Annotated in this window: 22 protein-coding genes; 11 read left to right on the top strand and 11 right to left on the bottom strand. The window is 70.2% G+C overall.

Annotation, left to right across the window (positions count from 1 at the left end):
- Positions 1 to 2 precede the first annotated feature (2 nt).
- A complete protein-coding gene (locus tag OO70_RS47680) occupies positions 3 to 1001 on the bottom strand; it encodes a Gfo/Idh/MocA family protein (RefSeq protein WP_043687022.1) in 999 nt (332 codons plus the stop codon).
- Between the two features lie 87 nt (positions 1002 to 1088).
- Between OO70_RS47680 and OO70_RS47675 the strand changes: the two genes are divergently transcribed.
- From OO70_RS47675 to OO70_RS47660, 4 genes are all read left to right on the top strand, one after another.
- On the top strand, positions 1089 to 2372 hold the full coding sequence (locus OO70_RS47675; protein WP_043687019.1) for a multidrug effflux MFS transporter: 1284 nt from the start codon (positions 1089 to 1091) through the stop codon (positions 2370 to 2372).
- A complete protein-coding gene (locus tag OO70_RS47670) occupies positions 2324 to 3499 on the top strand; it encodes a serine hydrolase domain-containing protein (protein WP_043687016.1) in 1176 nt (391 codons plus the stop codon). Before OO70_RS47675 ends, OO70_RS47670 begins: the two co-directional genes overlap by 49 nt.
- Positions 3500 to 3791: 292 nt before the next feature.
- Positions 3792 to 4778, top strand: a complete 987-nt coding sequence (locus OO70_RS47665) for a small ribosomal subunit Rsm22 family protein (protein WP_043687013.1) — start codon at positions 3792 to 3794, stop codon at positions 4776 to 4778.
- Between the two features lie 176 nt (positions 4779 to 4954).
- Complete coding sequence (locus tag OO70_RS47660; protein WP_043687010.1) at positions 4955 to 5692, top strand: bifunctional DNA primase/polymerase; 738 nt, start codon at positions 4955 to 4957, stop codon at positions 5690 to 5692.
- A 12-nt stretch (positions 5693 to 5704) separates the two neighbouring features.
- Here OO70_RS47660 and OO70_RS47655 read toward each other — a convergent pair whose 3' ends face one another.
- From OO70_RS47655 to OO70_RS47625, 7 genes are all read right to left on the bottom strand, one after another.
- On the bottom strand, positions 5705 to 6697 hold the full coding sequence (locus tag OO70_RS47655) for a hypothetical protein (RefSeq protein WP_078651865.1): 993 nt from the start codon (positions 6695 to 6697) through the stop codon (positions 5705 to 5707).
- Positions 6657 to 7529 carry an iron uptake transporter permease EfeU gene (efeU, locus tag OO70_RS47650; protein ID WP_043687004.1) on the bottom strand — a complete coding sequence of 291 codons (873 nt, stop codon included), beginning with the start codon at positions 7527 to 7529 and terminating at the stop codon, positions 6657 to 6659. The genes OO70_RS47655 and efeU overlap by 41 nt, the downstream gene beginning before the upstream one ends.
- Before the next feature lie 3 nt (positions 7530 to 7532).
- Positions 7533 to 8840: an iron uptake transporter deferrochelatase/peroxidase subunit gene (gene efeB, locus OO70_RS47645; RefSeq protein WP_043687002.1), complete on the bottom strand. Its 1308-nt coding sequence runs from the start codon at positions 8838 to 8840 to the stop codon at positions 7533 to 7535.
- Between the two features lie 9 nt (positions 8841 to 8849).
- Complete coding sequence (efeO, locus tag OO70_RS47640) at positions 8850 to 9986, bottom strand: iron uptake system protein EfeO (protein ID WP_043687001.1); 1137 nt, start codon at positions 9984 to 9986, stop codon at positions 8850 to 8852.
- 187 nt (positions 9987 to 10173) lie between these two features.
- Positions 10174 to 10992, bottom strand: a complete 819-nt coding sequence (locus OO70_RS47635) for a heme ABC transporter ATP-binding protein (RefSeq protein ID WP_043686999.1) — start codon at positions 10990 to 10992, stop codon at positions 10174 to 10176.
- A 211-nt stretch (positions 10993 to 11203) separates the two neighbouring features.
- The gene (locus OO70_RS47630) at positions 11204 to 12289 is read right to left on the bottom strand and encodes a FecCD family ABC transporter permease (RefSeq protein ID WP_043686997.1); all 1086 of its coding nucleotides are present in this window, start codon (positions 12287 to 12289) and stop codon (positions 11204 to 11206) included.
- Entirely contained in the window at positions 12286 to 13296 is a 1011-nt protein-coding gene (locus OO70_RS47625) for a heme/hemin ABC transporter substrate-binding protein (RefSeq protein ID WP_043686994.1), read from the bottom strand. Before OO70_RS47625 ends, OO70_RS47630 begins: the two co-directional genes overlap by 4 nt.
- Positions 13297 to 13464: 168 nt before the next feature.
- Here OO70_RS47625 and OO70_RS47620 point away from each other — a divergent pair, with 168 nt between their 5' ends.
- The 6 genes from OO70_RS47620 to OO70_RS47595 all read left to right on the top strand — a co-directional run bounded on the left by OO70_RS47620 (position 13465) and on the right by OO70_RS47595 (position 19887).
- Positions 13465 to 14880 carry an HtaA domain-containing protein gene (locus OO70_RS47620; RefSeq protein WP_043686991.1) on the top strand — a complete coding sequence of 472 codons (1416 nt, stop codon included), beginning with the start codon at positions 13465 to 13467 and terminating at the stop codon, positions 14878 to 14880.
- Between the two features lie 60 nt (positions 14881 to 14940).
- On the top strand, positions 14941 to 16428 hold the full coding sequence (locus tag OO70_RS47615; RefSeq protein WP_043686989.1) for an HtaA domain-containing protein: 1488 nt from the start codon (positions 14941 to 14943) through the stop codon (positions 16426 to 16428).
- A gap of 11 nt (positions 16429 to 16439) precedes the next feature.
- Complete coding sequence (locus OO70_RS47610) at positions 16440 to 17330, top strand: hypothetical protein (RefSeq protein ID WP_234337114.1); 891 nt, start codon at positions 16440 to 16442, stop codon at positions 17328 to 17330.
- Positions 17323 to 17967: a PhzF family phenazine biosynthesis protein gene (locus tag OO70_RS47605; protein WP_043686986.1), complete on the top strand. Its 645-nt coding sequence runs from the start codon at positions 17323 to 17325 to the stop codon at positions 17965 to 17967. Before OO70_RS47610 ends, OO70_RS47605 begins: the two co-directional genes overlap by 8 nt.
- 134 nt (positions 17968 to 18101) lie before the next feature.
- Positions 18102 to 19304, top strand: a complete 1203-nt coding sequence (locus tag OO70_RS47600; protein ID WP_043686985.1) for an AAA family ATPase — start codon at positions 18102 to 18104, stop codon at positions 19302 to 19304.
- Positions 19305 to 19308: 4 nt separating this feature from the next.
- On the top strand, positions 19309 to 19887 hold the full coding sequence (locus tag OO70_RS47595) for a DUF4276 family protein (RefSeq protein WP_043687082.1): 579 nt from the start codon (positions 19309 to 19311) through the stop codon (positions 19885 to 19887).
- 27 nt (positions 19888 to 19914) lie between these two features.
- Here the strand turns inward: OO70_RS47595 and OO70_RS47590 are convergent, their stop codons facing one another.
- Entirely contained in the window at positions 19915 to 20562 is a 648-nt protein-coding gene (locus tag OO70_RS47590; protein ID WP_043686982.1) for a biliverdin-producing heme oxygenase, read from the bottom strand.
- A 111-nt stretch (positions 20563 to 20673) separates the two neighbouring features.
- A complete protein-coding gene (gene map / locus OO70_RS47585; protein WP_043686979.1) occupies positions 20674 to 21531 on the bottom strand; it encodes a type I methionyl aminopeptidase in 858 nt (285 codons plus the stop codon).
- A 58-nt stretch (positions 21532 to 21589) separates the two neighbouring features.
- Here map and OO70_RS47580 point away from each other — a divergent pair, with 58 nt between their 5' ends.
- Positions 21590 to 21820, top strand: coding sequence for a hypothetical protein (locus tag OO70_RS47580; RefSeq protein ID WP_043686978.1), 231 nt, complete (start codon positions 21590 to 21592; stop codon positions 21818 to 21820).
- On the opposite strand, the gene OO70_RS47575 is transcribed toward OO70_RS47580, so the two are convergent.
- On the bottom strand, positions 21821 to 23125 hold the full coding sequence (locus tag OO70_RS47575) for an MFS transporter (RefSeq protein ID WP_043686974.1): 1305 nt from the start codon (positions 23123 to 23125) through the stop codon (positions 21821 to 21823).
- Between the last annotated feature and the right edge of the window lie 118 nt (positions 23126 to 23243).

Genomic DNA, 23243 nt, shown 5'->3' with positions numbered 1-23243 from the left:
AGTCACCCCTCCTGCGGGTACCGCACCCCGATCCGCTCCCGCACCGCGTCCAGCGTCCGCATCACCGCGAGGGTGCCCTCCAGCGGCACCAGCGGCGACTCGGTCTCACCGGCCCGCAGCGCCCGCATCACCTCCGACGCCTCGTGCCGCAGCGTGTTGCGGGGCCCGTCGGCCGGGTCGAGGACGAACTCCTCGGGGTCGCGGCCGTCCCGGTGCAGCACGAACCGCTCCGGGTGGAAGAAGCCGTCCGGGATGTCGATCCGGCCCAGCGCACCGGTCACCGACGCCGAGGTCCCCGTACCGCCGACGATCGAGCAGTGCAGCGCGGCCAGCGCACCGCTGTCCCACGAGAACAGCGCCGCGGTCTGGAGGTCGGCACCCTCGGCGGAGAGCACGGCCGAGGCCTTCACATCGGCGGGCTCACCGAGCAGCAGGTGCGCGAACGACACCGGGTACACCCCGAGGTCCAGCAGCGCGCCGCCGCCCTGTGCCGGGTCGCGCAGCCGGTGCGAGGGCGGGAAGGGTCCGGCGAGCCCGAAGTCGGCCTGGACGGTGCGGACTTCACCGATCGCACCGTCGTCGACGAGGGCCTTCAGGCGCCGTACCAGCGGATTGCAGTACATCCACATGGCCTCCATCAGGAAGCTCCCGCGGTCGCGGGCCAGGGTCACGAGCTCTGCGGCCTCACGGGAATTCAGGGTGAAGGCCTTCTCGACGAGCACGTTCCGTCCGGCCTCCAGGCAGAGACCGGCCGCCGTGCGGTGCGCCGAGTGCGGGGTGGCGACGTAGACGACATCGATGTCCTCGTCGGCCGCCAGCGCGGACCAGTCGCCGTAGGCGCGCTCGATCCCGAACCGTTCCGCGAAGGCCTTCGCCGACGCCTCCGTCCGGGAGGCCACCGCGACCACCTCGGCGTCCGGCAGATCCACCAGCGCCGCCGTGAACGCGGCGGCGATCCCGCCGGTCGCCAGGACTCCCCAGCGCACGCTCTGCTCCGTCATCGCGGACCCACCCTCGCTCACCAGACCCTCGGCACCCTGTACGAGCTGAGAGCATAGGTGGCGGATCACTCGGAGAGGGAGGGGCACATGCCCGAGCAGGGGGCGCAGGCGCCGAGCGTGCAGCAGTCCGTCGTACCGCCGATAGAGGCGACCAGGCGCTCCGGCCTCCTCGTCGTCCTCGTCCTCGGCGGCCTGACCGCGACACCGCCGCTGGCGATGGACATGTACCTCCCCTCGCTGCCGGAGGTCACCCGCTCCCTGCACGCCCCCGCCGCGACCGTCCAGCTCACCCTCACCGCGTGCCTCGCCGGCATGGCGCTGGGCCAGCTGGCGGTCGGCCCGATGAGCGACAAGTGGGGCCGCAGACGCCCCCTGCTGACCGGCCTCGCCGTGTACATCCTGGCGACCGCCCTGTGCGCGTTCGCGCCGAACGTGGAGTCCCTGGTCGCCTTCCGGCTGCTGCAGGGCCTCGCGGGCGCGGCCGGCATAGTGATCGCCCGAGCGGTCGTACGCGACCTGTACGACGGGGTCGCCATGGCCCGCTTCTTCTCCACCCTGATGCTGGTCTCCGGGGTCGCCCCGATCGTCGCGCCGCTGGTCGGCGGCCAGATCCTCCGGGTGACGGACTGGCGGGGCGTCTTCGTGATCCTGACCTTCGTCGGGGCGGCGCTGGCGGTCCTCGTCTGGACCCGCCTCCCCGAGACCCTCGCCCCGGCCGACCGCCACGCGGGCGGCACGGCGGAGGCCCTGCGCGGCATGCGCGCCCTCCTCGCCGACCTCCCCTTCGCCGGCTACATGCTCACGGGCGGCTTCTCCTTCGCCGCCCTGTTCGCCTACATCTCGGCGTCCCCCTTCGTCGTCCAGGAGATCTACGGCGCCTCCCCGCAGACCTTCAGCGTGCTGTTCGGCATCAACTCGATCGGGCTGGTGGCGGTGGGGCAGATCAATGGAAAGCTGCTGGTGGGCAGGGTCTCCATGGACAAGGTCCTGGGCACGGGCCTGGCGGTGGTGGTGCTGGCCGCGACGGCGTTGCTGCTGATGGCGACGGGGGTGTTCGGGGAGGTGGGCCTGGCCCCGGTGGCCACGGCCCTCTTCATCCTCATGTCGGCGATGGGAGTGACCCTCCCCAACGCCCAGACCCTCGCGCTGATGCGCACGCGCCACTCGGCGGGCTCCGCCTCAGCGCTCCTCGGCACCTCCTCCTTCCTCATCGGCGCGGTCGCTTCCCCACTCGTCGGCATAGCGGGCGAGCACACGGCAGTCCCGATGGCCGTCGTCCAACTGGTGGCCGCACTGGTGGCGGTGGCCTGCTTCGTGGGAATGTGCCGTCCTTGGAACACACGTACGACCGTGGAGGGAGTGGGGAGCTGAGCGCCCCGAGACTGCGCATCGACACCCCGGAACGGGCCGGCCTCGACCCCGAGGAACTCCGGCACCTGGTCCGGGAGGTCCACGACCTCACCACCGGCGACCGCCCCTGGGCGGCGGGCACCGTCGTGGTCGCCGGCCGCGGCCCGGTGATCGCCGTGGAGGAGGCGGCGGGCTGGGCCGTGCGCTACTCCGCCTACGACCCGGAGACCGACAACGGTGTCGAGCTGCCGCCGAACTCCCGTGTCCCGACCACGGTCGACACCCCCTTCGACCTGGCCTCCCTCACCAAACTGTTCACGGCGGTCGCCGCGATGCAGCAGATCGAGCGGGGCACGCTCGGCATCGACGCCCGCGTAGGCGCGTACCTCCCGGACTTCCGCGCGGCGGCCCGCCACGGCATCACCGTCCGCCAACTCCTCACCCACACCTCGGGCCTGCGCCCCGAACTCCCGCTCTACGACTGCGCGGACGACGCGGAACGCCTGGCGATGCTGCGCGCGGAGGCGCCGGTAGGAGAGCCGGGCACATATCTGTACTCCGACCTGAACCTGCTCCTCCTCCAGTCCGTCCTGGAGCGCATCAGCGGCCGCACCCTCGACGTCCTCGTCCACGAGGGGATCACCCGCCCCCTCGGCATGACATCGACCGACTTCGGCCCCTGCCCCGGCGCGGCGGCCACGGAGGACCAGCGCCGCCCCTGGGCCAAGGCGGACCGGGGCATGCTGCGGGGCGTCGTCCACGACGAGAACGCCTGGGCACTGGGCGGCGTCGCCGGCCACGCCGGCCTCTTCTCGACGGCCCGAGACCTCGCGATCTTCTGCCGCACCCTCCTGGCAGGCGGCTCCTACGGCCCCGCCCGCATCCTGGGCGCGGACATCGTGGAACTGCTGCTGACCCCGCCCGGCCTGGGCTTCGCGGTCGATCAGGCTTGGTTCATGGGGGAGTTGGCGGGGCGCGGAGCGGTCGGCCATACGGGGTTCACGGGAACGTCCCTGGTACTGGACCCGGCGACGGACACGTTCCTGATCCTGCTGGCCAACACGGTGCATCCGAGGCGGAGGGGCCCGGACAGTGGTCCGCGGGCGGCGGCGGGGACGCGGGTGGCACGGGCGGTGCGGGGCTTTTGAGAGGGCCGCTTTGAGTGACCGAGTCGCCTGCGGGGCGCACCGTTCGGCCTTCCGAGTCGGCGGGTGCTGGGGGCTTTTGACGCTCACCCCTCGACCGACCGAGTCGCCGGGCGGTGTGGGGTCTTTGACGTTCACTCTTCGGCCTACCGAGTCGGGCGGTGGCCGGTGTGGGGCTTTTGAGGGCCACCTTTTGGCCGACAGTAAACGGGTGGTGGGTGGGCAAAGGACGGGGGTCTGGGGGCGGAGCCCCCAGGGGCGCCCGCACCGACCCCCGCCCACTTAGAATCGGCGGGTGAACGACCCCGTGACCCCGGCCGAAACCCTCCGTACCGCTCTCGCCACGCTGCTCGACGGGCTTCCGCCCAGGCAGGCCGCCGGTGCGGTGCAACGCCTGATCGGCAACTACCGGGGGGCCACTCCGACCGACGCCCCGATCCTCAGGGACCGCGCGGACGTCGTGGCGTACGCCGCGTACCGGATGCCGGCCACCTTCGAGGCCGTCCGCTCCGCCCTGGACGCGTTCGCGGACGCCGTACCGGAATGGGCCCCGCAGGGACACGTGGACATCGGCGGCGGCACCGGCGCCGCGACCTGGGCCGTCACCGCCACCTGGTCCGGCGCCCGCCCGGTGACCGTACTCGACTGGGCCGAACCCGCCCTCGCGCTGGGGAAGGAGATCGCGACCGCCAACCCCAGCCTGCGGAACGCCAGTTGGCGCCGCGCAAGGATCGGCTCGGCGCTCACCCTCGACCCCACCGACCTCGTCACCGTCTCCTACGTCCTCAATGAACTCACCGCCCCCGACCGAGCCGCCCTCGTCGACGCCGCCGCACACGCAGCGCAGGCCGTAGTGATCGTCGAAGCCGGTACCCCCGACGGCTACGCCCGCGTCATCGAGGCCCGCGACCGCCTGATCGCCGCGGGCTTCCGCATCGCCGCCCCCTGCCCCCACAGCGCCGCCTGCCCGATCGTCCCCGGCGAGGACTGGTGCCACTTCTCGACGCGGGTCAGCCGCTCCTCCCTGCACCGCCAGGTCAAGGGCGGCTCCCTGCCGTACGAGGACGAGAAGTTCAGCTACGTCGCCGCCGCCCGCTTCCCCGTCGATCCCGCCCCCGCCCGCGTCGTACGGCGCCCGCAGATCCGTAAGGGACAGGTGCTCCTCGACCTCTGCGAGACCGACGAGCAGCTGCGCAGGACGACGGTCACCAAACGCCACGGCGACCTGTACAAGGCGGCACGGGACGCGAGCTGGGGGGACCCCTGGCCGGAAAAAGCGTGACACTTTCGCCGAAAGTGTCACACGTGTGTCTCGTCCCACCCACCCCGGATGCGGGGTCCCGCCTCTCAGGGCGCAGGATGGTGGGACCATAGGGGAAGTTCTCCGCACAACGGCAGGACTTCTCCGCACCACGGCAGGGCAAACGGCAAGGCGACAACAGCAGGGCGAGGAGATAGATGAGCGCGACGTTCGGTGGCCGGACCGGTCGGCAGGGCAAACTCTCCTCGTGGCTGCGTGGTCGCCGCCCGCAGGAGGCGGCCCCCGACGGCAGCCGACGTGAGGCGCTGCTGCTCGCCGCCGCCGGAGCGGGACTGCCGCTCGCGCCCGCCGCGCACCCGGCCCCGGGCTACCGATGTTCGTGCGACCGCGTGGGCTGCCCCACCCCCGCCCGGCACCCGGTGTCGTTCGCCTGGCAGACGCAGTCCACGACCGACCGCGCGCAGATCGAGCGCTGGGCCCGCCACCAGCCGCAGGCCAACTTCATCACCGCGACCGGCATGGTGAACGACGTCCTCGACGTCCCCCTGGAGGCCGGCCACGAGGCGCTGGAGCGGCTGCTCGCCGCCGGTGTCGAGGTCGGGCCGGTCGCCGCGAGCGACGACGGACGGCTGCTCTTCTTCACCCTCACGCGCGGCACCCCCGAGGACGAGGACGAGTGGTGGCCGTGCGAACTGGACTGCCACCCCGAGACGATGGACGAACACCCCGGACTGCGCTGGCACTGCCGCGGGTCCTACGTCCTCGTCCCCCCGGCCCAACTCCCGGGCGAGAACCAGTCGGTGCACTGGGTACGCGGCCCCGAGCACCCTCTGCCCGACCCGCTGACCCTCCTCGAAACCCTCACGGACGCCTGCGCCCGCCACGCCGGCGCGGAACCGGACCACGCGAACTCGGCCTGGCCCCTTGGCCGTTAGAACCTGTAAGGCCTAGCCGCCCTGCGCGGAGGTCAGCCCCTCGATCCGCCCCAGCACCGACACCTTGCCGCCCCGCTTCGGGTCCAACGCCACCTCGTTGGAGACGAGTTGGAGGGTGAGGGACTGCTGGACCTCGCCCGTCGTCAGCGCCTGTACGTCCTTGTTCTGGGCCGGTACCGACGTGCCCGCCGCCGCGGTCTCCTTCTGGAAGTACCGCGTGGTGAAGAACACCAGCGCCCCACCGTCCGCGGTACGCAGCGCCAGCGGCGCGTAGTCGCCGCTCGTCAGCGGCTCGTCGAGGAACTGGGTGGCCAGACCGGGCTTGGCGGCGTTCTTCGCCCGGTCCGCGCGCCACGCGCTGGTGTGCGTACCGTCGGCGAACGTCGTCCCGCCGCTCTTCAGATACGTCGCGTAGCTCTGGCTCAACTCGCCGGGCGCGACGGCCAGTTCGGTCGAGTTCGCCGGTACGGCCTCGGCCCAGCCGTCCTTGTCCGTCTTGAACTCCGGTACGGCGGTGGGCGCGAGCAGCGTCAGATACGCCACCTGGAACGGCTCGGAGAGGTCGTTGCGCGTGAACACCAGCAGCCAGCGCGCGCTGCCGCCCTTGTTCGCGGCGGTGTCGGCGACGAACCAGCGCGGCCAGCCGGCCTTCTTCGGGATGGTGAACTTGGCGTCCGTCAGCTCCAGCGGCGCGTAATTCGGGTTACCGGTCGGGTAGTTGGTGTGCCCCGCCTTCAACCGCGCCGCGTCGATGTCACCGAGCGCGCCGGTGACATGAGCGGCGTCCAGGGAACTGTCGTACGCCTTGTCGGCCGCGTTGTACGCGGTCGTGAACTGCTGGAGTGCCGTGGCGGCCTCGGCGCGGGTGGTGGCCGGGAGGATCTCGCGTTCCCCGTGGACCACCACACAACCGCTCGCCGTCAAGGACAATGCGGTCAACGAGGCCGCTATGAGGGCGCTCCGGTCAAGCCTTCGAGGCCTCCGAGGGCTTCGGTCCCTGCTCATCAGCTACCTTCACCTTCCCCTTCCCGGAGGCGAACCCTACCGGGACGAAGAACAGCGTGAGCGTGGGGACCAGGTACAGCAGCCACACCGTGACCTGGAGAACGGTCGGGTCCGGCTGGAAGTTGAAGACGCCCTTGAGGAGGGTGCCGTACCAGCTGTCCGGCGGGATCGTGCCGCTGATGTCGAACGCCAGATTCGTCAACCCCGGGATCCAGTCGGCCTCTTGGAGATCGTGGAAGCCGTAGGCCAGCACGCCCGCCGCCACGACGACGAGCATCGCGCCGGTCCAGGTGAAGAACTTGGCGAGGTTGATCTTCAGGGCGCCGCGGTAGAACAGCCAGCCCAGGAACACGGCCGTGGCCAGGCCCAGTCCTACGCCGACCAGCGGCCGCGGGGTGCCGTCGCTCGCCGCGTGCACCGACGCCCACACGAACAGCGCGGTCTCCAGGCCCTCGCGGCCGACGGCGAGGAACGCGGTGGCGACCAGCGCGCCCGTGCCCATCGCGAGAGCCGCGTCCAGTTTGCCGTGCAGTTCGGACTTCAGGTGCCGGGCGGTGCGCCGCATCCAGAACACCATCCACGTCACCAGACCGACCGCGAGGACCGACAGCGAACCGCCGAGCGCCTCCTGCGCCTGGAACGTCAGCTCCTGGGAGCCGAATTCGAGCGCGCAGCCGAAGCCCATCGCGATGAGCACCGCGACGGCGATGCCGATCCAGATCGGCTTCAGCGCGTCCCGCCGGTCGGTCTTGACCAGATAGGCGATCAGGATGCAGACGACGAGGCTGGCTTCCAGCCCCTCGCGCAGACCGATCAGATAGTTGGAGAACACGGTCTACGACTCCTTCGCGTCCTTGGAGAACAGCGTGCTGCCCCACCAGTCGTCCTTGTCACGGACGCCCGGCGGGACGGCGAAGACCGCCGAACCCACGTGCTGGATGTACTCGTTGAGCGCGTCGGTCGCCGACAGCCTGCGCTGCAGCGGGATGAATCCCTTGCGGACGTCGCGCTGGTAGGCCAGGAAGAACAGGCCCGCGTCGAGCCGGCCGAGGCCGTCGGTGCCGTCGGTGAAGGAGTAACCCCGGCGCAGGATCGTGACCCCGCCGTTGGAGTCGGGGTGCGCGAGCCGGACGTGCGCGTCGGGCTTCATCGCCTTCAGGAACGGAGCGTCGTGCTCCTTGGCCTTGCCGACAGCCGCGCCTTCGCCCTTGTCCCGCCCGAAGACGTCCTCCTGCTCCTGGAGGGAAGTCCGGTCCCAGGTCTCGATGTTCATCCGGATGCGCCGGGCGACGAGATACGAACCCCCGGTCATCCAGGCCGAGTTCGCGCTGTTGTCGCCCTCGGCGACCCACACGAACTTCTTCAGCCGGTCCGTTTCCGTCCCCGCGATATTGCGGGTGCCGTCCTTGAACCCCATGAGATTGCGGGGGGTCTGTGCCCCGGGGGTCGTGGACGACGTTTTCCCGAAGCCGAGTTGGGACCAGCGGATGGCGACCTTGCCGAACCCGATACGGGCCAGGTTGCGGATCGCGTGCACGGCGACCTGCGGGTCGTCCGCGCAGGCCTGGACGCAAAGGTCGCCGCCCGTACGGGACTTGTCGAAGTTCTCGCCGGGGAACTGCGGAAGGTCGACGAGGGCTTCGGGACGGCTGTCCTTGAGGCCGAACTTCTCGAAGAACGACGGCCCGAACCCGATGGTGAGGGTCAGCCGCGAGGGTTTCAGCCCCAGCGCCTCACCGGTGTCGTCCGGCGGAGCCTCGGCGAGCCCGCCGTAGGCTCCCTCGCCGACCGCGAGCCCGCCGGTCATCCGGCGGGCGGCGGCCGTCCAGTCCTTCAGCAGCTGCACGAACTCGGCGCGGTCGTCGGTCTTCACGTCGAACGCGGCGAAGTGCAGCCGGTCCTGCACGGGCGTGGCGATGCCCGCCTGGTTGGCGCCGTGGAAGGCGACCGCGGCACCGGTCTCGGCGGCGGCCGGGTCGACGTCGTCACCGACCCGGGTCATCGCGACCGCGCCACCGGCCGCGACGGCGCCGAGCGCGAGCCCGGCACCGCCCCAGCCGATCAGCGAACGGCGCGAGGGGCTCTCGGATTTCGGGGGCGCGGTCTTCTGGGGCACGGTCTCGGATGTCGGGGTCTCGGTCATGGTGGTCCCCTACTTCACGACGGCGGCGGCGAGCTTGGACAGCGGCTCCGCGAGGGCGTTGACCGCGTCCGACAGCTCCTTGCGCTGGTCCTTGGTGACCTTGTCGTACGACACGAAGCCGTCCGAGGTCGACGTCGAGCGGTACTTGTCGAGCAGGGTGCCGATCGCGGCGAACTGCTTGTCCAGCTCGGTGGTCAGCGCCGCGTCGTTCTTCTGCGCGACCGGCTTCAGCAGCTCGTACGCCTTCTGCGCGCCGTCGACGTTGGCCTTGAAGTCGCTCAGGTCGGTGTGCGAGTAACGGTCCTCCTCGCCGGTGACCTTGCCGGTGGCGACCTCGTCGAGGAGTTCCTTGGCGCCGTTGGCCATGGAGGTCGGGGTGATCTCGGCCTTGCCGACCCGCTTCTGCCAGTCCTTCAGATCGGTGAGCAGCTCGTCGGCGAGGGTCTTCTGCTCGGCGCCGATCTTCTTGTCCTGCCACAGCGCCTTCTCCAGCGCGTGCCAGCCGGTCCACTTCTGGCCCTTCTCCAGGCCGTCGGCGCGGGTGTCGGTCTTGGGGTCGATGTCCCCGAACGACTCGGCGATCGGCTCGGTGCTCTCCCAGCCGACGCGGGAGGGGGCGTAGGCGTTCTTGGCGGCGGTGAGGTCGCCCGCCTTGATGGCGTTGACGAACGTCTCCACCTTCGGGATCGTCGCGTCGGCCTCGTTCTGCGCGTACTCGCGGTAGGCGGCGACGGCCGCGTCCAGCTTCGGATCACGCTTGGCGACGCTGCCCCCGGTGACGGTCAGCTTCTGTCGAACGCCGTGCCCCTTCATCCCGGGCCGACAGGCGATCTCGTATGCCCCCGCCTTCACCTCGGCGGTGAGCGTGTACTTGGTGCCCGGCCCGATGTTCTCCTTCTCGGAGACGATCCGGTCGTCCGGGAAGAGGATCTCGACCTCGGTCGCCTTCGAGCCGGTGTTCTCGATCTTCAGCGTGACCTGGCCGGCCGGTATCGACTTGGTCGAGGTCGTGCACTTGGAGTCGGCCGCGGTGACCTGGATCGCGTCGCCGTCCTTGGCGTCGCTCTTCGCGGTGCACGCCGTGACGGCGGTCAGTGCGGCCGCGGCGGCGACAGCGGTGACGACGGGAAGTCGGACGGCACGCATGCAGGCTCCAAGCGGGAGTGTGTGACGAGGCGGTGTGGTGGGGCAGTGTGGTGAGGCTGCCCTAACTTACCTGAGGCTTACCTCACTCATACCCGCCCGGTCCGGTATTCACTGCCCACAGAAAAATCACAGACACGGCTTGATCTCGATGGCGAAAAACGCACGCCAAGAACCGGTCAAGAGAAGGTCAAGCGGGACGCCGTGGAGCGACGACGACCGCCCCCGTGCGCGGATGCGGAAACACCTCAACTGCCTGGTCGTAGACGTCCGAAAGCAACTCCTCGGTGAAAACGTCCCCCGGCGGACCGTCGGCGGCGACACGACCGGCGCGCAGAATCGCGACCCGGTGCGCGTAGGCGGCGGCCAGCGCGAGATCGTGCAGCACCACGACCACCGCGTCCCCCGCGTGCGCCCTTTCCCGACACAGCCGCAGCACCAGTTCCTGGTGCCGGAGGTCGAGCGCGGCGGTCGGCTCGTCGAGCAGCAACAGCGGCGCACACTGGGCAAGCACCCGCGCGAGCGCCACCCGGGCCCGCTCACCACCACTGAGCGCGGAGAACGGCCGTAGCGCGAAGTCCGTGACCTCCGCCCGCGCCATCGCCTCCGCCACGGCGAGATCGTCCTCGGCGGGGGTGGTGGCGTGGGGCGCCCGCCCCATCCGTACGACCTCCTCGACCGTGAACGGGAAGGAGAGCGCGGCCGATTGGGGAAGCACGGCGCGCCGCAGGGCGAGTTCGGGGGCGGACCACTCCGTCGCGGGGCGGCCGTTGATCCGTACGACTCCGGCGGCGGCCGGGAGATCCGCGGCGAGCGCCCCCAACAGGGTCGATTTTCCCGCCCCGTTGGGCCCGACGAGCGCCAGCACCTCACCGGCCCGGACGGTCACGGAGACCCCATGCAGGACAGCGCGCTGCCCAAGCCGGACGTGCAGGTTCTCGGCCTCGGCGAGGACGTCACCCGGTTCGGCGGGGGCCGGGGGAGTGGGGCGGCTACGGAGGAGTCTCATGCGCGGGCTCCTTGTGGGTGGGCGTTGGACGCCGTTGCGGCTGAGGGGAGTTGGCGGGCGGAGGAGACGGGGTGGGCGGTGGACAACTGGCGGCCGAAGGAGAAGGGGCGCGGGGAACTGCGCGCCCAGCCCCCACCGACCCGCAGCCCCCAACGCGCACCCGGTGGCAGTCTCGACCGGCAAACGGACACGGTGTTCCACACAACCCTCCTCACGCCCACCCCCCTTGCCTGCGCCGCGTCCTCCGCAGCAGCCAGAAGAAGAACGGGCTGCCGAGCAGTGCCGTCAGGACGCCCAGCGGGAGTTCCGCCGGAGCGGCAACCGTGCGGGCCGTCAAGTCGGCCGCCAAAAGGACCAACGCACCCAGCAACGCACTCGCCGGGATCAGAAACCGATGCCCCGGCCCCGCCGCCATCCGCAGCAGATGCGGTACGACCAGCCCCACGAAGCTGATGATGCCGGAGACGCTGACCGCCGCCGCCGTGAGCAGGGCGATGACCAGTACCAGGACGATCCGGAGCCGTTCGACGTCAACCCCCAGGTGCCGGGCGGGGCGTTCACCGAGAGCCAGGAGGTCGAGGCGGCCGGCGTGGAGCGGGGCGAGGATCAGGCCGAGCGCCGCGCACGGGAGGATCGCGAGGACCTTCGGCCAGGTCGCCTGGGAGAGCGAGCCGAGTTGCCAGAAGGTGATCTGGTTGACGGCCGCCGTGTCCGCGAAGAACAGGAACAGCCCGATCAGCGCCCCCGCGAACGCGTTCAGCGCGATCCCGGTGAGGATCAGCGTCACGACCTCCGTACGGCCGCCCGAGCGTGACATCGCGTAGACCAACAGAACCGTGGCGAGCCCGGAGACGAACGCCACCGCCGACACCGTCCACGTACCGAGGAAGTCGAGCCCGAACGCGATCACCGCGACCGCCCCGACCGCCGCCCCCGAGGAGACGCCGATGACCCCGGGCTCCGCGAGCGGATTCCCGAACACGCCCTGCATCAACGCCCCGGCGCAGCCGAGAGACGCCCCGACGAGCAGGGCGAGCACGATGCGCGGAAACCGCACGTTCCAAAGCACCGACTCCGGTACGCGGTCCAATGCGCCCCCACCGAGCCCCAGTCGGTGCTGCACCGACGACAGCACATCACCCGTCGGGATCGGATACGCGCCCAGCCCGGCCGCCACCGGGACGAGAACGAGAAGGGCCACGACCAGCCCCACCGTGAGCATCCAGGCCACACTGCGCTGCCTGCGCACGGGAGTTGGCGCCGCAGCAACCTCAACCCCGTTACCCAGTACGGTCATTCGTCCCCACCCCCGTACAACTGGTCCACCAGCGACTCGAGTACCTGGTCGGTACGCGGCCCGTAGTTGAGCAGCACCCCGTCCTCGATCGACACGACCCGCCGGTTCATCCCGGCCGGGGTCTGCGCGACCCCCGGGATCTTCACCAGCCCGTCCGTCCCGCCGACGGACTCAAGTCCCTTGGTCATGACGAGAATCGCGTCCGGCGCGGCCTTCGCGAGCGCCTCCGTGGTGATCGCCGTGAAGTCCTGCTCCAGCCCCGATTCCGCACCCGCGTCGACCGCCCCGGCCGCCTCCAGGAGCGAGGTCGCACCCGAGCCCTTCCCGCCGATGAGATACACGGACGCGGACCCGCGCAGATAGAGAAACGCGACCCGGGGCTTCTCCTTGTGCGCCGGAATCGCCTTGCGCACGGCGGCGATCCGGTCCTCCGAGCGCTTGGTCAGCTCCTTGCCGGCGGCCGGTACACCGAGCGCGTCAGCCACCGCCTGGATACGCGGGCCCACATCCGCCAGCCCCTGCGCCGGATCGACGACCAGCACCGGAACACCGGCGGCACGGATCTGGCCCATGGCCTCCGACGGACCGGTGGTCTTCTCGGCGAGAACGAGATCGGGCTTCAGCGACAACACGCTCTCGGCGGAGACGTCGTGGTTGCGGGTGACGAGGGGGAGTTTCGCGGCCTGTTGGAAGGTGGCGGTGATGTCCCGGGCCACGACGCGGTCGCCGAGCCCGAGCGTGAACACGATCTCGCTGAGGCTGCCGGAGAGCGGCACGATGCGCCGCGCCTCGCGGACGGTGACCTTCTTGCCGTCCGCCGAGCTCACGGTGACCGGGAGTTGAGGGTCCGGGGTGTCGGTCAGCGGCTCGACACGGTTGGCCGCGGCGGTGACTTTCGACGACGCCGTGGCCGCGGACGTGTCACTGCCCCCGCATCCGGTGAGCGTGAGCGTGAGCGCGAGCACGGACAACAGTGCTCCCGCCAGTCGTGTGCGCAAGCGTGGCACGGTCCCGCCCGTCTCTCTCGGTCCTTCGGACAGCGCCGGTGCTCCCGGGCACGGTCGCTATCTCCCGGACACTGCCGGTTCTCCAGGACACTGTCGTTTCTGGTGAGGAAAGCTTAGGTTAGCCTTACCTTTGTTCGCTACCGGCAGTCGTCACCGGAGGACTCACCCATGCCTGCGCGCCTGAAAGCCCTGGTAGCCGTGTTGTGCGCGGCGGTCCTGGGCGCCCTGCTCCCGGCGGCCCTCGCGCACGCCGAGAGCCGTACCGTGCAGGGCGGCCGGCTCGACTGGGGCATCAAGTCCTCGTTCCAGAGCTATGTCACCGGCCCCATCGCCAACGGGAGTTACTCCCTCACGGGCGGCGCCGCGACCGTGGGCAGCAGCCAGTTCCGCTTCCCCTCGGCGACGGGCTCGTACGACGGCTCGACGGGCGCGTTCCGCGCGTCCTTCGCGGGCGGGGTGCACTTCGTCGGTCACAGGAAGACCGACGGCAGCTACGAGTTGGACCTCACCCTGAGCCGCCCCACGGTCCGCATCTCGGGCTCGACCGGCACCCTCTATCTGGACGTCACCAGCAAGGCGAAGGGCACGGGGACGGTCACGACGTCCTCGCAGGTGCCCTTCGCTTCGCTCTCGCTGGGCGGCATCAACATGAGGGGCGGCGGCACCGCGGTCGTCCTCAACAACCTGCCCGCCACGCTCACCGCACAGGGCGCCAAGTCCTTCGCCGGCTACTACACCGCCGGCACGGTCCTCGACCCGGTGAGCCTCTCGGCGGACGTCAAGCCGGCCACGGCCACGAAGACCTCGACGCCCACCGCCACCAAGTCGGCTGCGAAGAAAGAGACTTCGAACGGCGCGATCGCGGACGGCGCCGTCGACTGGGGTGTGCGCCGCACCTTCCGGGAGTACGTCACCGGTGACATCGCCAAGGGCAGGTGGACCCTCTCGGCCGGAGCCGAGGACGGCGGCGCCCTCCTCCGCTTCCCCGACGCTGAAGGGACGTACAAGAGCGGGCAGTTGACGGCCTCGTTCAAGGGCGCGGTCCGCTTCACCGGCGCCGAGGGCCTCGACCTGAAACTCAGTGGCGTCCGGGCGACCGTGAAGGACGGCAAGGGCACGTTCTACGCCGACGTCACGAGCGCCGACTTCACCGGCAAGAAGGTCCCGCTGGTCACCTTCACCGCCAAGAACCTCAAGGCGGTCAAGGGGCTCGCGCAGCTCACCGAGGCGCCCGCGAAACTCACCGCGCAGGGCGTCAAGGCCTTCGGCGGGATGTACCGGGCGGGCACCGCCATGGACCCGGTGTCACTGGCGGTCGCCCTCACCGACGACGCGAAACTGCCCGCGCTGCCCGACCTGGGCACGACATCCACGGCGAGCGAGACACCGGAGGAGCAGTCGGCCCAGCCCAAGATGTCGGCCGAGCCGGTCGCCGACAACTCCGCCGGTGGCAACGGCACTTCGGCCGTCCTGCCGATCGGCCTCGCGACCGGCGTCGCCCTGCTGCTGGTGGCCGCGCTCATCGTCCGCAGGCGCCGTACGAGCCCGGCCGCCGCCGAGCCGACCACGTCCGAAGAGGACTGAACTACCTCCCCCCGTCCGCCGGTTGGCGGACCACTCACTCACCCAAGGAGAACCACGGCCATGCCCGTCAGACCTCGACTTTCCTTCGCCCTCGCCGCGGCCGTCGCGACCGCCGCCGCGCTCGGCGCCACGGCGCTCGCCACGACCAGCGCGTCGGCGGCCGAAGTCCCGCTCAGCGGCTACGAGTTGACCTGGGGCATCAAGCAGTCGTACCGCACGTACGTGAGCACCTACGCACAGGGCTCCTTCACCACCACGGACGGCGCCTCGCAGGCCGCGAGCAACGGAGCCTTCACCTTCACGGACGGCACGGGCACCTACGACACCACCAGCCACGCCCTGCACCTCACCTTCAAGGGCACCGTCACCGCCAAGTCGACGCTGCACGGCTTCGTGCGGGAGATGTCGGACTTCCAGTACGACAGCGCGGCGGGCACCCTCACCGCCGACCTCGTCGCGGACGGCGGCACCAAGCAGCAGGACGTGACGCTCGCCACGGTCGCCGCGCCCACCAGCCAGGACCTGACGAACCTCGCCACCACGCTCACCGCCGCCGCGGGCACCTTCCTCGGCAGTGACACGTACGCGAACGCGGCCGGCGACCCACTGTCGGCGGTCAAGCCGACGTCGACGACATCCCCGACCCCGAGCACCCCCATATCGCCGACGCCGCCGACGTCCCCGCCCGCCACGACCACCCCCACCAACACGTCCACCCCGTCCACCACGCCCCCCGGCAGCGCGAGCCCTTCGGACACCGCCTCCGAACCGGCCGTCACCAAGGGCGACATCGACGACGGCATCCTCACCTGGGGCGTCAAGGAGTCCTTCCGCTCCTACGTCGTAGGCAGCGTCGCCAACGGCAAGATCACGACATCGGCCGGCGCGGCCCAGGCCACCGGCAACGGCGCCTTCACCTTCACCGGCGCGACCGGCAGCTACGACACGGACGCCGACACCCTCTCCGCCGCCTTCGAGGGCACGGTGAACTTCAAGGGCCATGAGGACAACGGCACTTACGGCCTCGACCTCACCTTCACCGACCTCAAGGCGACCCTCGACGGCGGCTCCGGCGAGCTGACGGCGGACGTGACGAGCCTCGGCGAGAAGTCCGACGACGTGGTCCTGGCCGACCTGAAGGCGCCCTCGTCCGACCTCACCGCACAGAACGACGTCATCACCCTCGACGACGTCACCGCCACCCTGACCACCGCCGGCGCGAAGGCCTTCGGCGGCTTCTACGAGACCGGCGCGGCCCTCGACCCGCTGGACCTGACAGTGGCGCTGACCGCCGACGCCGACCTCCCCTCGGACGGCTCCTCCTCGACCGCCGGCACGGGCGGCACCTCCGAAAGCTCCGGCAACTCCGGTACGACGGGCTCGACTTCGGGCGGCGTCACCGGCTCCACCACGGGCGACGTGACCGGCTCCCTCGCCTCGACCGGTTCCGAGATACCGGCGGCGGCACTGGGCACGGCGGCGGCGGTGACCGTGGCGGCGGGCGCGGGAGTCGTGTTCGCACTGCGCAGGCGGCGTACGGAGGCGTAAGACTGTTCCCTGTGGACACCAAGGGGCGCAGAGAACCGCCGACGGCGGACGGACTGGTGCTGGCCGTGACAGGCCGGCCTGGTCCGTCCCCGCTGCGTTTCGAGACGGCGGACGGTGGACGACGGCTGCTGCGCCAGGGCGAACGGCCTTTGCTCCTGGGCCGATTGGATGGTGACGGCTGCTGCCACGACCTCGCCCTGCACCGCTTCGACGGCTACAGCTCACCCCTGCCACCCCTGCGCGCCACGCAGCAGCGTTCGGAGGTCAACTGGGTGCACCAGTACACCCGTTGGCTGGAGAACGCACCGGACAGCCCTCTGAACGACGGCCGTTGGAGCCTGTCCCGACGTGGCTTCTTCGCACCCGGCATCTGGACCACGGACTTCGTCCAGGAGTGGCCGAACGGCAGTCTGGAGCTGTACTGCGGTGGCGGCTGGCACGGCATCCTGCCCCTGCGCCGGCTCTCGCCGCTCGACGCACCGCGCGTGAAGGCGTACCGCAAACCCGCCCGCGAGGGCACCCTCGCACCCGTCCTTCTGTGGTGGGTGACCTTCCTGGACGGCTGGCTGATCCTCGACGGCCACGACCGCGCGGTGGCCGCGCTCGCAGAGGGCACACAACCGGTGTGCGTGGAACTGCGCCGCGTACCGGACGAGACGGACTGGCGTCGCACCGCCGACGAGATCACCGAGGCGCACGAACAGCGCCTGGAACGACTGGCCGCGCGCCCCGCCCACCCTGGCCTCGCCTACCAACGGGCCACGCTGGACAGGGCGTTCGGCGACACCCTGTCCTCGCTGCCCTACGACGACGCCCCCATCCCCACCTGGCCCCTCTCCGGCGGAGCCCAGGCCTGGGATGAACTCGCCGCCCGGGCGGTGTTTCAATTTCCTCGTGACTGACTACGACGTGCTGCGTGTCTTCTGCGGCCCCAGCGGTGGATACGGCAATGAACTCGGCGTCGTCCGCGAGGGTTCCGTCATGCCGGACCCGGACGAGCGACAGGTGTTCGCCGGGAAACTCGGCTTCAGCGAGACGGTGTTCGTCGACGACCCCGAGCGGGGAGTCATCGACATCTACACCCCGACCACGCGCCTGCCCTTCGCCGGCCACCCCTGCGTCGGCACGGCCTGGCTCCTGGACATACCCGAACTGGTCACCCCGGCGGGCATAGTGGGCGCCCGCCTCGACGGCGAGTTCAGCTGGATCGAGGCCCTCCCGGAGTGGGCCCCGCCCCGCACCCTGCGCCAGTACGGCAGCGCCGCCGAGGTCGACGCCTTGCCCGTGCCCCCGCCCGGCGAGTGGATCTACGCCTGGGCCTGGGAGGACGAGTCGGCGGGCCGCATCCGCGCCCGCGCCTTCCCCGGCCGCGACGACGGCATCCACGAGGACGAGGCGACGGGCGCGGCAGCGTTGCTGCTCACCGACCAGCTGGGCCGGGCTCTCAACATCACGCAGGGCGCGGGGTCGCAGATACTCACGGCTCCGCAGCCGGGCGGATGGGTGGAGGTCGGGGGGCGGGTGTTCCTGGAGCGGTGACCGCTTTCGGCGCTGTACGAGGTCCCGGAGCTGCACATACACGCCGTCGGGCTTGCTGGCCGTACGGCGGGAGGCTAGGTGGATAGTGTGGCCTCGCAGCCGCTTCGTGTATACGCGGTGAGTGAGGAGCAGCAGTGATCACCCGGATCGAGATCGACGGCTTCAAGACGTTCGACCGTTTCTCACTCGACGTTCCGCCGTTTCTGGTCCTGCTGGGAGCGAACGGCTCCGGCAAGTCCAACCTGCTGGAAGCGATCGCGCTGCTCGGTCGCCTCGTGCAGAAACCCAGCAGCCAGACGCTGGTCCGGCACGCCAGGCGAGGTGGGCCCCGGGAGCTGTTCCGGCGGCGTCCTGACGGAAGCTTGGCGGACGAGATCCACATCGGCGCGAACGTTCTTCTGGAGACCTCGCAGTTTGGGCTGGTTCATGTAGGGGTCGACGCGTACATCGGCTATCGCGAGGCGCCGGACCCGTTGAACGTAGAGGTGTCGATCGGGGGAGTGGGCAGCTACGGTCTGCTGATGCCGGAGCAGGTGGCCGCTGATATCGACGACTCGGCTCCTTACGTATACCGGGAGGGGCCGGGAGAGGACCCTCGTCTTGATGGTGTGGTGTACCACGCTCTGAAGCGAGCAATCGACGGCTGGCACCTGCTGGATCCCCTGCCCGATGCCATGCGCCAACCCGCTGACGCGTACGACGCCGAGGCGTTGACCGAAGACGGCCGTAACCTCGGTGCCGTACTCGGCCGGTTGTGGAGGACACCGGAGTTGAAGTCCGCCTTCCTCGCAGACGTGGCGGCTGTTCTGCCCGATGTGCGGGAGCTCGACGTCGTACAGGACGAAGTCCAGGCCCAGTGGGACATCTGGATCCAGCACAAGTATGAGCCGAGAATGGCTCCGCGAGTCGTGTCCGGCGGAACGCTGCGGGTACTCGCCCTGCTCGCCGCCGCACATGATCCGGCTCATCCAGGTGTGCTGATGGTCGAAGAACCCGAGAACGGCTTGCACCCGAATCGCGTCCCACGTCTGCTGGAGCGGTTGAAGGGACGAGTCACGGATCTCGCCACGTACAAGCAGCCCGGCAACGGCGATCGTGACGCCCTCCGTCAGATCATCGTCACCTCCCACTCTCCGGTCGTGCTGGCCTCGCTGCTGGACGAGGCTTCACAGGACGTGGTGTTCATGGACACGGTCACGCGGCTGGAGAGAGGAGAGTCGCCGACCAGATTGACGCGGGCCCGGAGGGTCGGCGTGACCGGTGAGCGTGGTACGTACGTCACGCCCATGGAAGTGCGCCAGTACTTGGACCCGGTGGGATACGCCCATGGGGCTTAGGTACTTGAGCATCGCGCTGCTCACCGAGGGGCTCAGTGACCAGTGGTTCCTTCTGCCGCTCATCGACCGCCAAGTGGCGGCGCTGGAGCCGGAGTCCGCTCCCGGATTCGACTTCGGAGGCACCGCGCCCGGAAGCCGCTTCACTGTCGCGCCGCGCGACCAGGTGGTCGAGGAAGTCGCATCGCTTCTGGAGCACATGGACATCGTGCTGATCCATCATGATCACAACGAGCGGAGCAAGGTCGAGTCCGTCCGGGCGAGGCTCGGCCGTGAGGCGGACCGGCTCGTCGGGATCGTCCCGGTGCGGGAGACAGAGGCGTGGATGCTGGCCGACGCCGCCGCGCTGCCCACGGCGACGGCGGAGGCGTCGGTCCGCGACCTGGTCCGGTCGCCTCGCGATGTCGAGAAGGTCCCGGATCCGAAGAAGGCTCTGGCCGAGGCGTTCGGCCCACGGCACCGGCCCGAGTACGACTTCGACCGGCTGGGCCAGCGCGTGTCCTTGGCGGTGCTACAGCAGGTTCCCGCCTATGCCCGCTGGGTCGGTGAGTTGCGCACGACGATGGAGCGACTGCGCTTCTTGTGACGGTGGCCTCGCGGGTGCCGCCCGGCGTCAGGCAGACATCGGAAACTCGTCACCCAGCGCCCGAAAGACCCCGGTGTTCAACGCGAACGCCCGCTTGCACTCCGCCACGATCCGCTGCTTCTCCAGCTCGTCGACCCGCACGGAATCCAGCCGCTCCCGATACCCCCGCTTGAACGCCGCCGGGTTCCCGATCCCCTCGAACACATAGAACCGCACCCCGTCCCCCTTCCGCGCGAACCCCCACGTCCGCTCCGCCTTGTCGCGGATGATCTGCCCGCCGGAGAGATCCCCGAGGTAGCGCGTGTAGTGGTGGGCGATGTACCCGGCCGGCCACTCCTCGGCACACTCCCGCACCCGGTCCGCGTAAGCCTGGGTCGCCGGCAGCGCGGTCAGCCCCGCGCGCCAGTCCGCACCCCGCAGATGCTCGAGGTCCCGCTCCAGCGCGGGGAGCCGGAACAACTCGGCCTGGATGAACGCCCCGGCCACCGCATCCGCCGCGAGGCGCTCCGCACCGGTCTCCAACGCCTCGTAGACGAACCACAGTTGCTCGGTGTACCGGGCGTACGCGTCGACGCCCAGCCGGCCGCCGAGCAGGTCGCTCATGAAGGTGGAGGTCTCCGCCTCCACGTGCTGTTCGTGGGACGCGGTGCGGATGACTGTCGAGAAGGAGTCCATGAGCCCTATCCTCTAAGGCAAGCCTTACCTAAGTCAACAGGTTGCCGACACCCTGTCGGTAAAAGCGTACAAGAAAGGACCCGTCCCCAGCAGAGGACGGGTCCCGAGGTGCTACGGGAGCGTCAGAACCTCCGCCCCCGTCTCCGTCACCACCAACGTGTGCTCGAACTGCGCCGTCCGCTTCCGGTCCTTCGTGACGACCGTCCACCCGTCGTCCCACATGTCGTACTCGTACGTCCCCAGCGTCAGCATCGGCTCGATGGTGAATGTCATCCCGGGCTGGATGACCGTCGTCGCGTGCGGGCTGTCGTAGTGCGGGACGATCAGGCCGGAGTGGAAGGACGAGTTGATGCCGTGGCCGGTGAAGTCCCGGACCACGCCGTACCCGAAGCGCTTGGCGTACGACTCGATGACCCGGCCGATGATGTTGATCTGGCGGCCGGGCCGGACCGCCTTGATCGCGCGGTCGAGGGACTCACGGGTGCGCTCGACCAGCAGCCGGCTCTCCTCGTCGACGTCACCGACCAGGTACGTCGCGTTGTTGTCGCCGTGCACCCCGCCGATGTACGCCGTCACGTCGAGGTTGATGATGTCGCCGTCGCGCAGCACCGTGGAGTCCGGAATGCCGTGGCAGATCACCTCGTTGAGCGAGGTGCACAGGGACTTGGGGAAGCCGCGGTAGCCGAGCGTGGACGGATAGGCGCCGTGGTCGCACATGTACTCGTGCGCCACCTTGTCGATCTCGTCCGTGGTCACCCCCGGCGAGATGATCTTCGCGGCCTCCGCCATCGCCCGCGCGGCGATCCGCCCGGCGATCCGCATCGCCTCGATCGTCTCGGGGGTCTGCACCTCCGGCCCCGTGTACGGAGTCGGCGCGGGTTTGCCGACGTACTCGGGGCGACGGATGTTTCCGGGCACGGAACGGATGGGAGAGAGCTCCCCTGGTACGAGCAGCGACTGGCCAGACATGCCAGCGAGTCTAACCAGCGGTCATGGGGGAACATGGCCGTAGGGAAAGGAGCCGTTGATGGCCCTGTTCAAGAAGCGCACGGTCGGGAAGCCCGGCGAGTGGTACTACTGCCTCGAACACAAGAAGGTCGAGGAGGGGCCGGAGTGCCCCGCCAAGGACCGGTTCGGGCCGTACGCCACCCGCGCGGAGGCCGAGCACGCGATGGAGACGGCCCGCGAGCGCAACCTGGAGTGGGAGAACGACCCCAAGTGGCACGACGCCACGAAGGGGAGCGCCGAGGACGACTGATCAGACGTCGGCCGGGGTCGTTGCCGTGGCGCGCTGTGCCTTCAGCCGCAGCGCGTGCTCGTTCGTCCGCGCGTCGTACGTCATCAGCTTCGGCAGCCCCACGGCCAGCAGCCCCACCGCGCCCACGCACATCAGCCCGCCCGCCCACACCGACGTCCGCACCCCGGTGAGCGCGGCCATGCCGCCCGACCTGACCTGGCCCAGCTGCGGGCCCACCGAGTACGACAGCAGCTCGATCCCGGCGAGCCGGCCGCGCAGCTCGTCCGGGATCGTCTGGTTCCACATCACCCCGCGGAAGATGCCGCTGACCATGTCGCAGCCGCCCGCCACGGTGAGGAACAGCAGCACCAGCCATACGTTGCCCACGGCACCCGCGCAGGCGATCGCCGCACCCCACAGCGCGGCCGACAGCACCACCATCCGCCCGTGCCGGTGGACCCGCGAGGTCCAGCCGCTGGTCACGCTCACCAGCAGGGCACCGGCCGGGACCGTCGAGTACATCAGCCCCAGTGACCACTCGGCGTGCAGATCGTCCGCGAGGAACGGCAGCACCGCCAGCGGCATCGCGAAGAACATCGCGGCGAGGTCGATCACGTACGTGCCGAGGAGTTCCTTGCGGCTCCACGCGTAACGGGCGCCCTCCGCGATCGACTTCAACGACGGCTTCTGCGCCTCGTGGGCGCCGGGGGAGGCCGCGATACGGAAGATCAGGACGACGGACACGACGAACGTCAGCGTGTCCGCCGCGAACGCGTAGGGCAGCCCCGCGAACGCCACCACCACACCCGCCAGCGCCGGTCCCGTGACCCCGCCGACCGTCCAGCGCAGGGAGTTGAGCGCGGACGCGGCCGTCATGTGGTCGTGGGCCACGATCCGCGGCCACAGCGAGTCCAGCGCGGGCCGCTGGATCGAACCGAGGACGGAGGTCAGGGCGGCGATCACGTACAGCGGCCAGACGGCGGGGTGCGGCAGCAGCGAGTTGAACAGCAACGCCCCGCACAGCACGCCCAGTCCCACCTCGGTCCACACGATCAGCTTCCGCTTGTCCCACGCGTCGGCGAGCGCACCGCCGTAGAGCCCGAACACGATGAGGGGCACCAGTTCTACGGCGCCGACCGCGCCCACCGCCGCCGCGGAGCCGGTGAGTTCCTTGATCTGCACCGGGAGCGCGACGAACGTCAGGAAACTCCCGAAGTTCGAGATCAGCCCCGCGAGCCAGAGCCTGCGGAAGTCGGCGGAGGCGTGCCAGGGGGCGAGGTCGGGGAGGAGGGCGCGGAGGCGGGGTGTCGGGGAGTCGGCGGTCACAACGGGCCACGATCACCCGGAGGCGAGGGCGAGGCAACCGCTTTTCTCGCCCACCTCTCAACCTGTCTCTTATACACATCTCCGAGCCCACGAGACAGGCAGAAATCTCGTATGCCGT

Source organism: Streptomyces xylophagus (genome assembly GCF_000716435.1).
GTDB lineage: Bacteria > Actinomycetota > Actinomycetes > Streptomycetales > Streptomycetaceae > Streptomyces > Streptomyces xylophagus.
The sequence above is the reverse complement of the archived record's forward strand: the minus strand, read 5'-3'. Positions and strand labels throughout refer to the sequence as shown.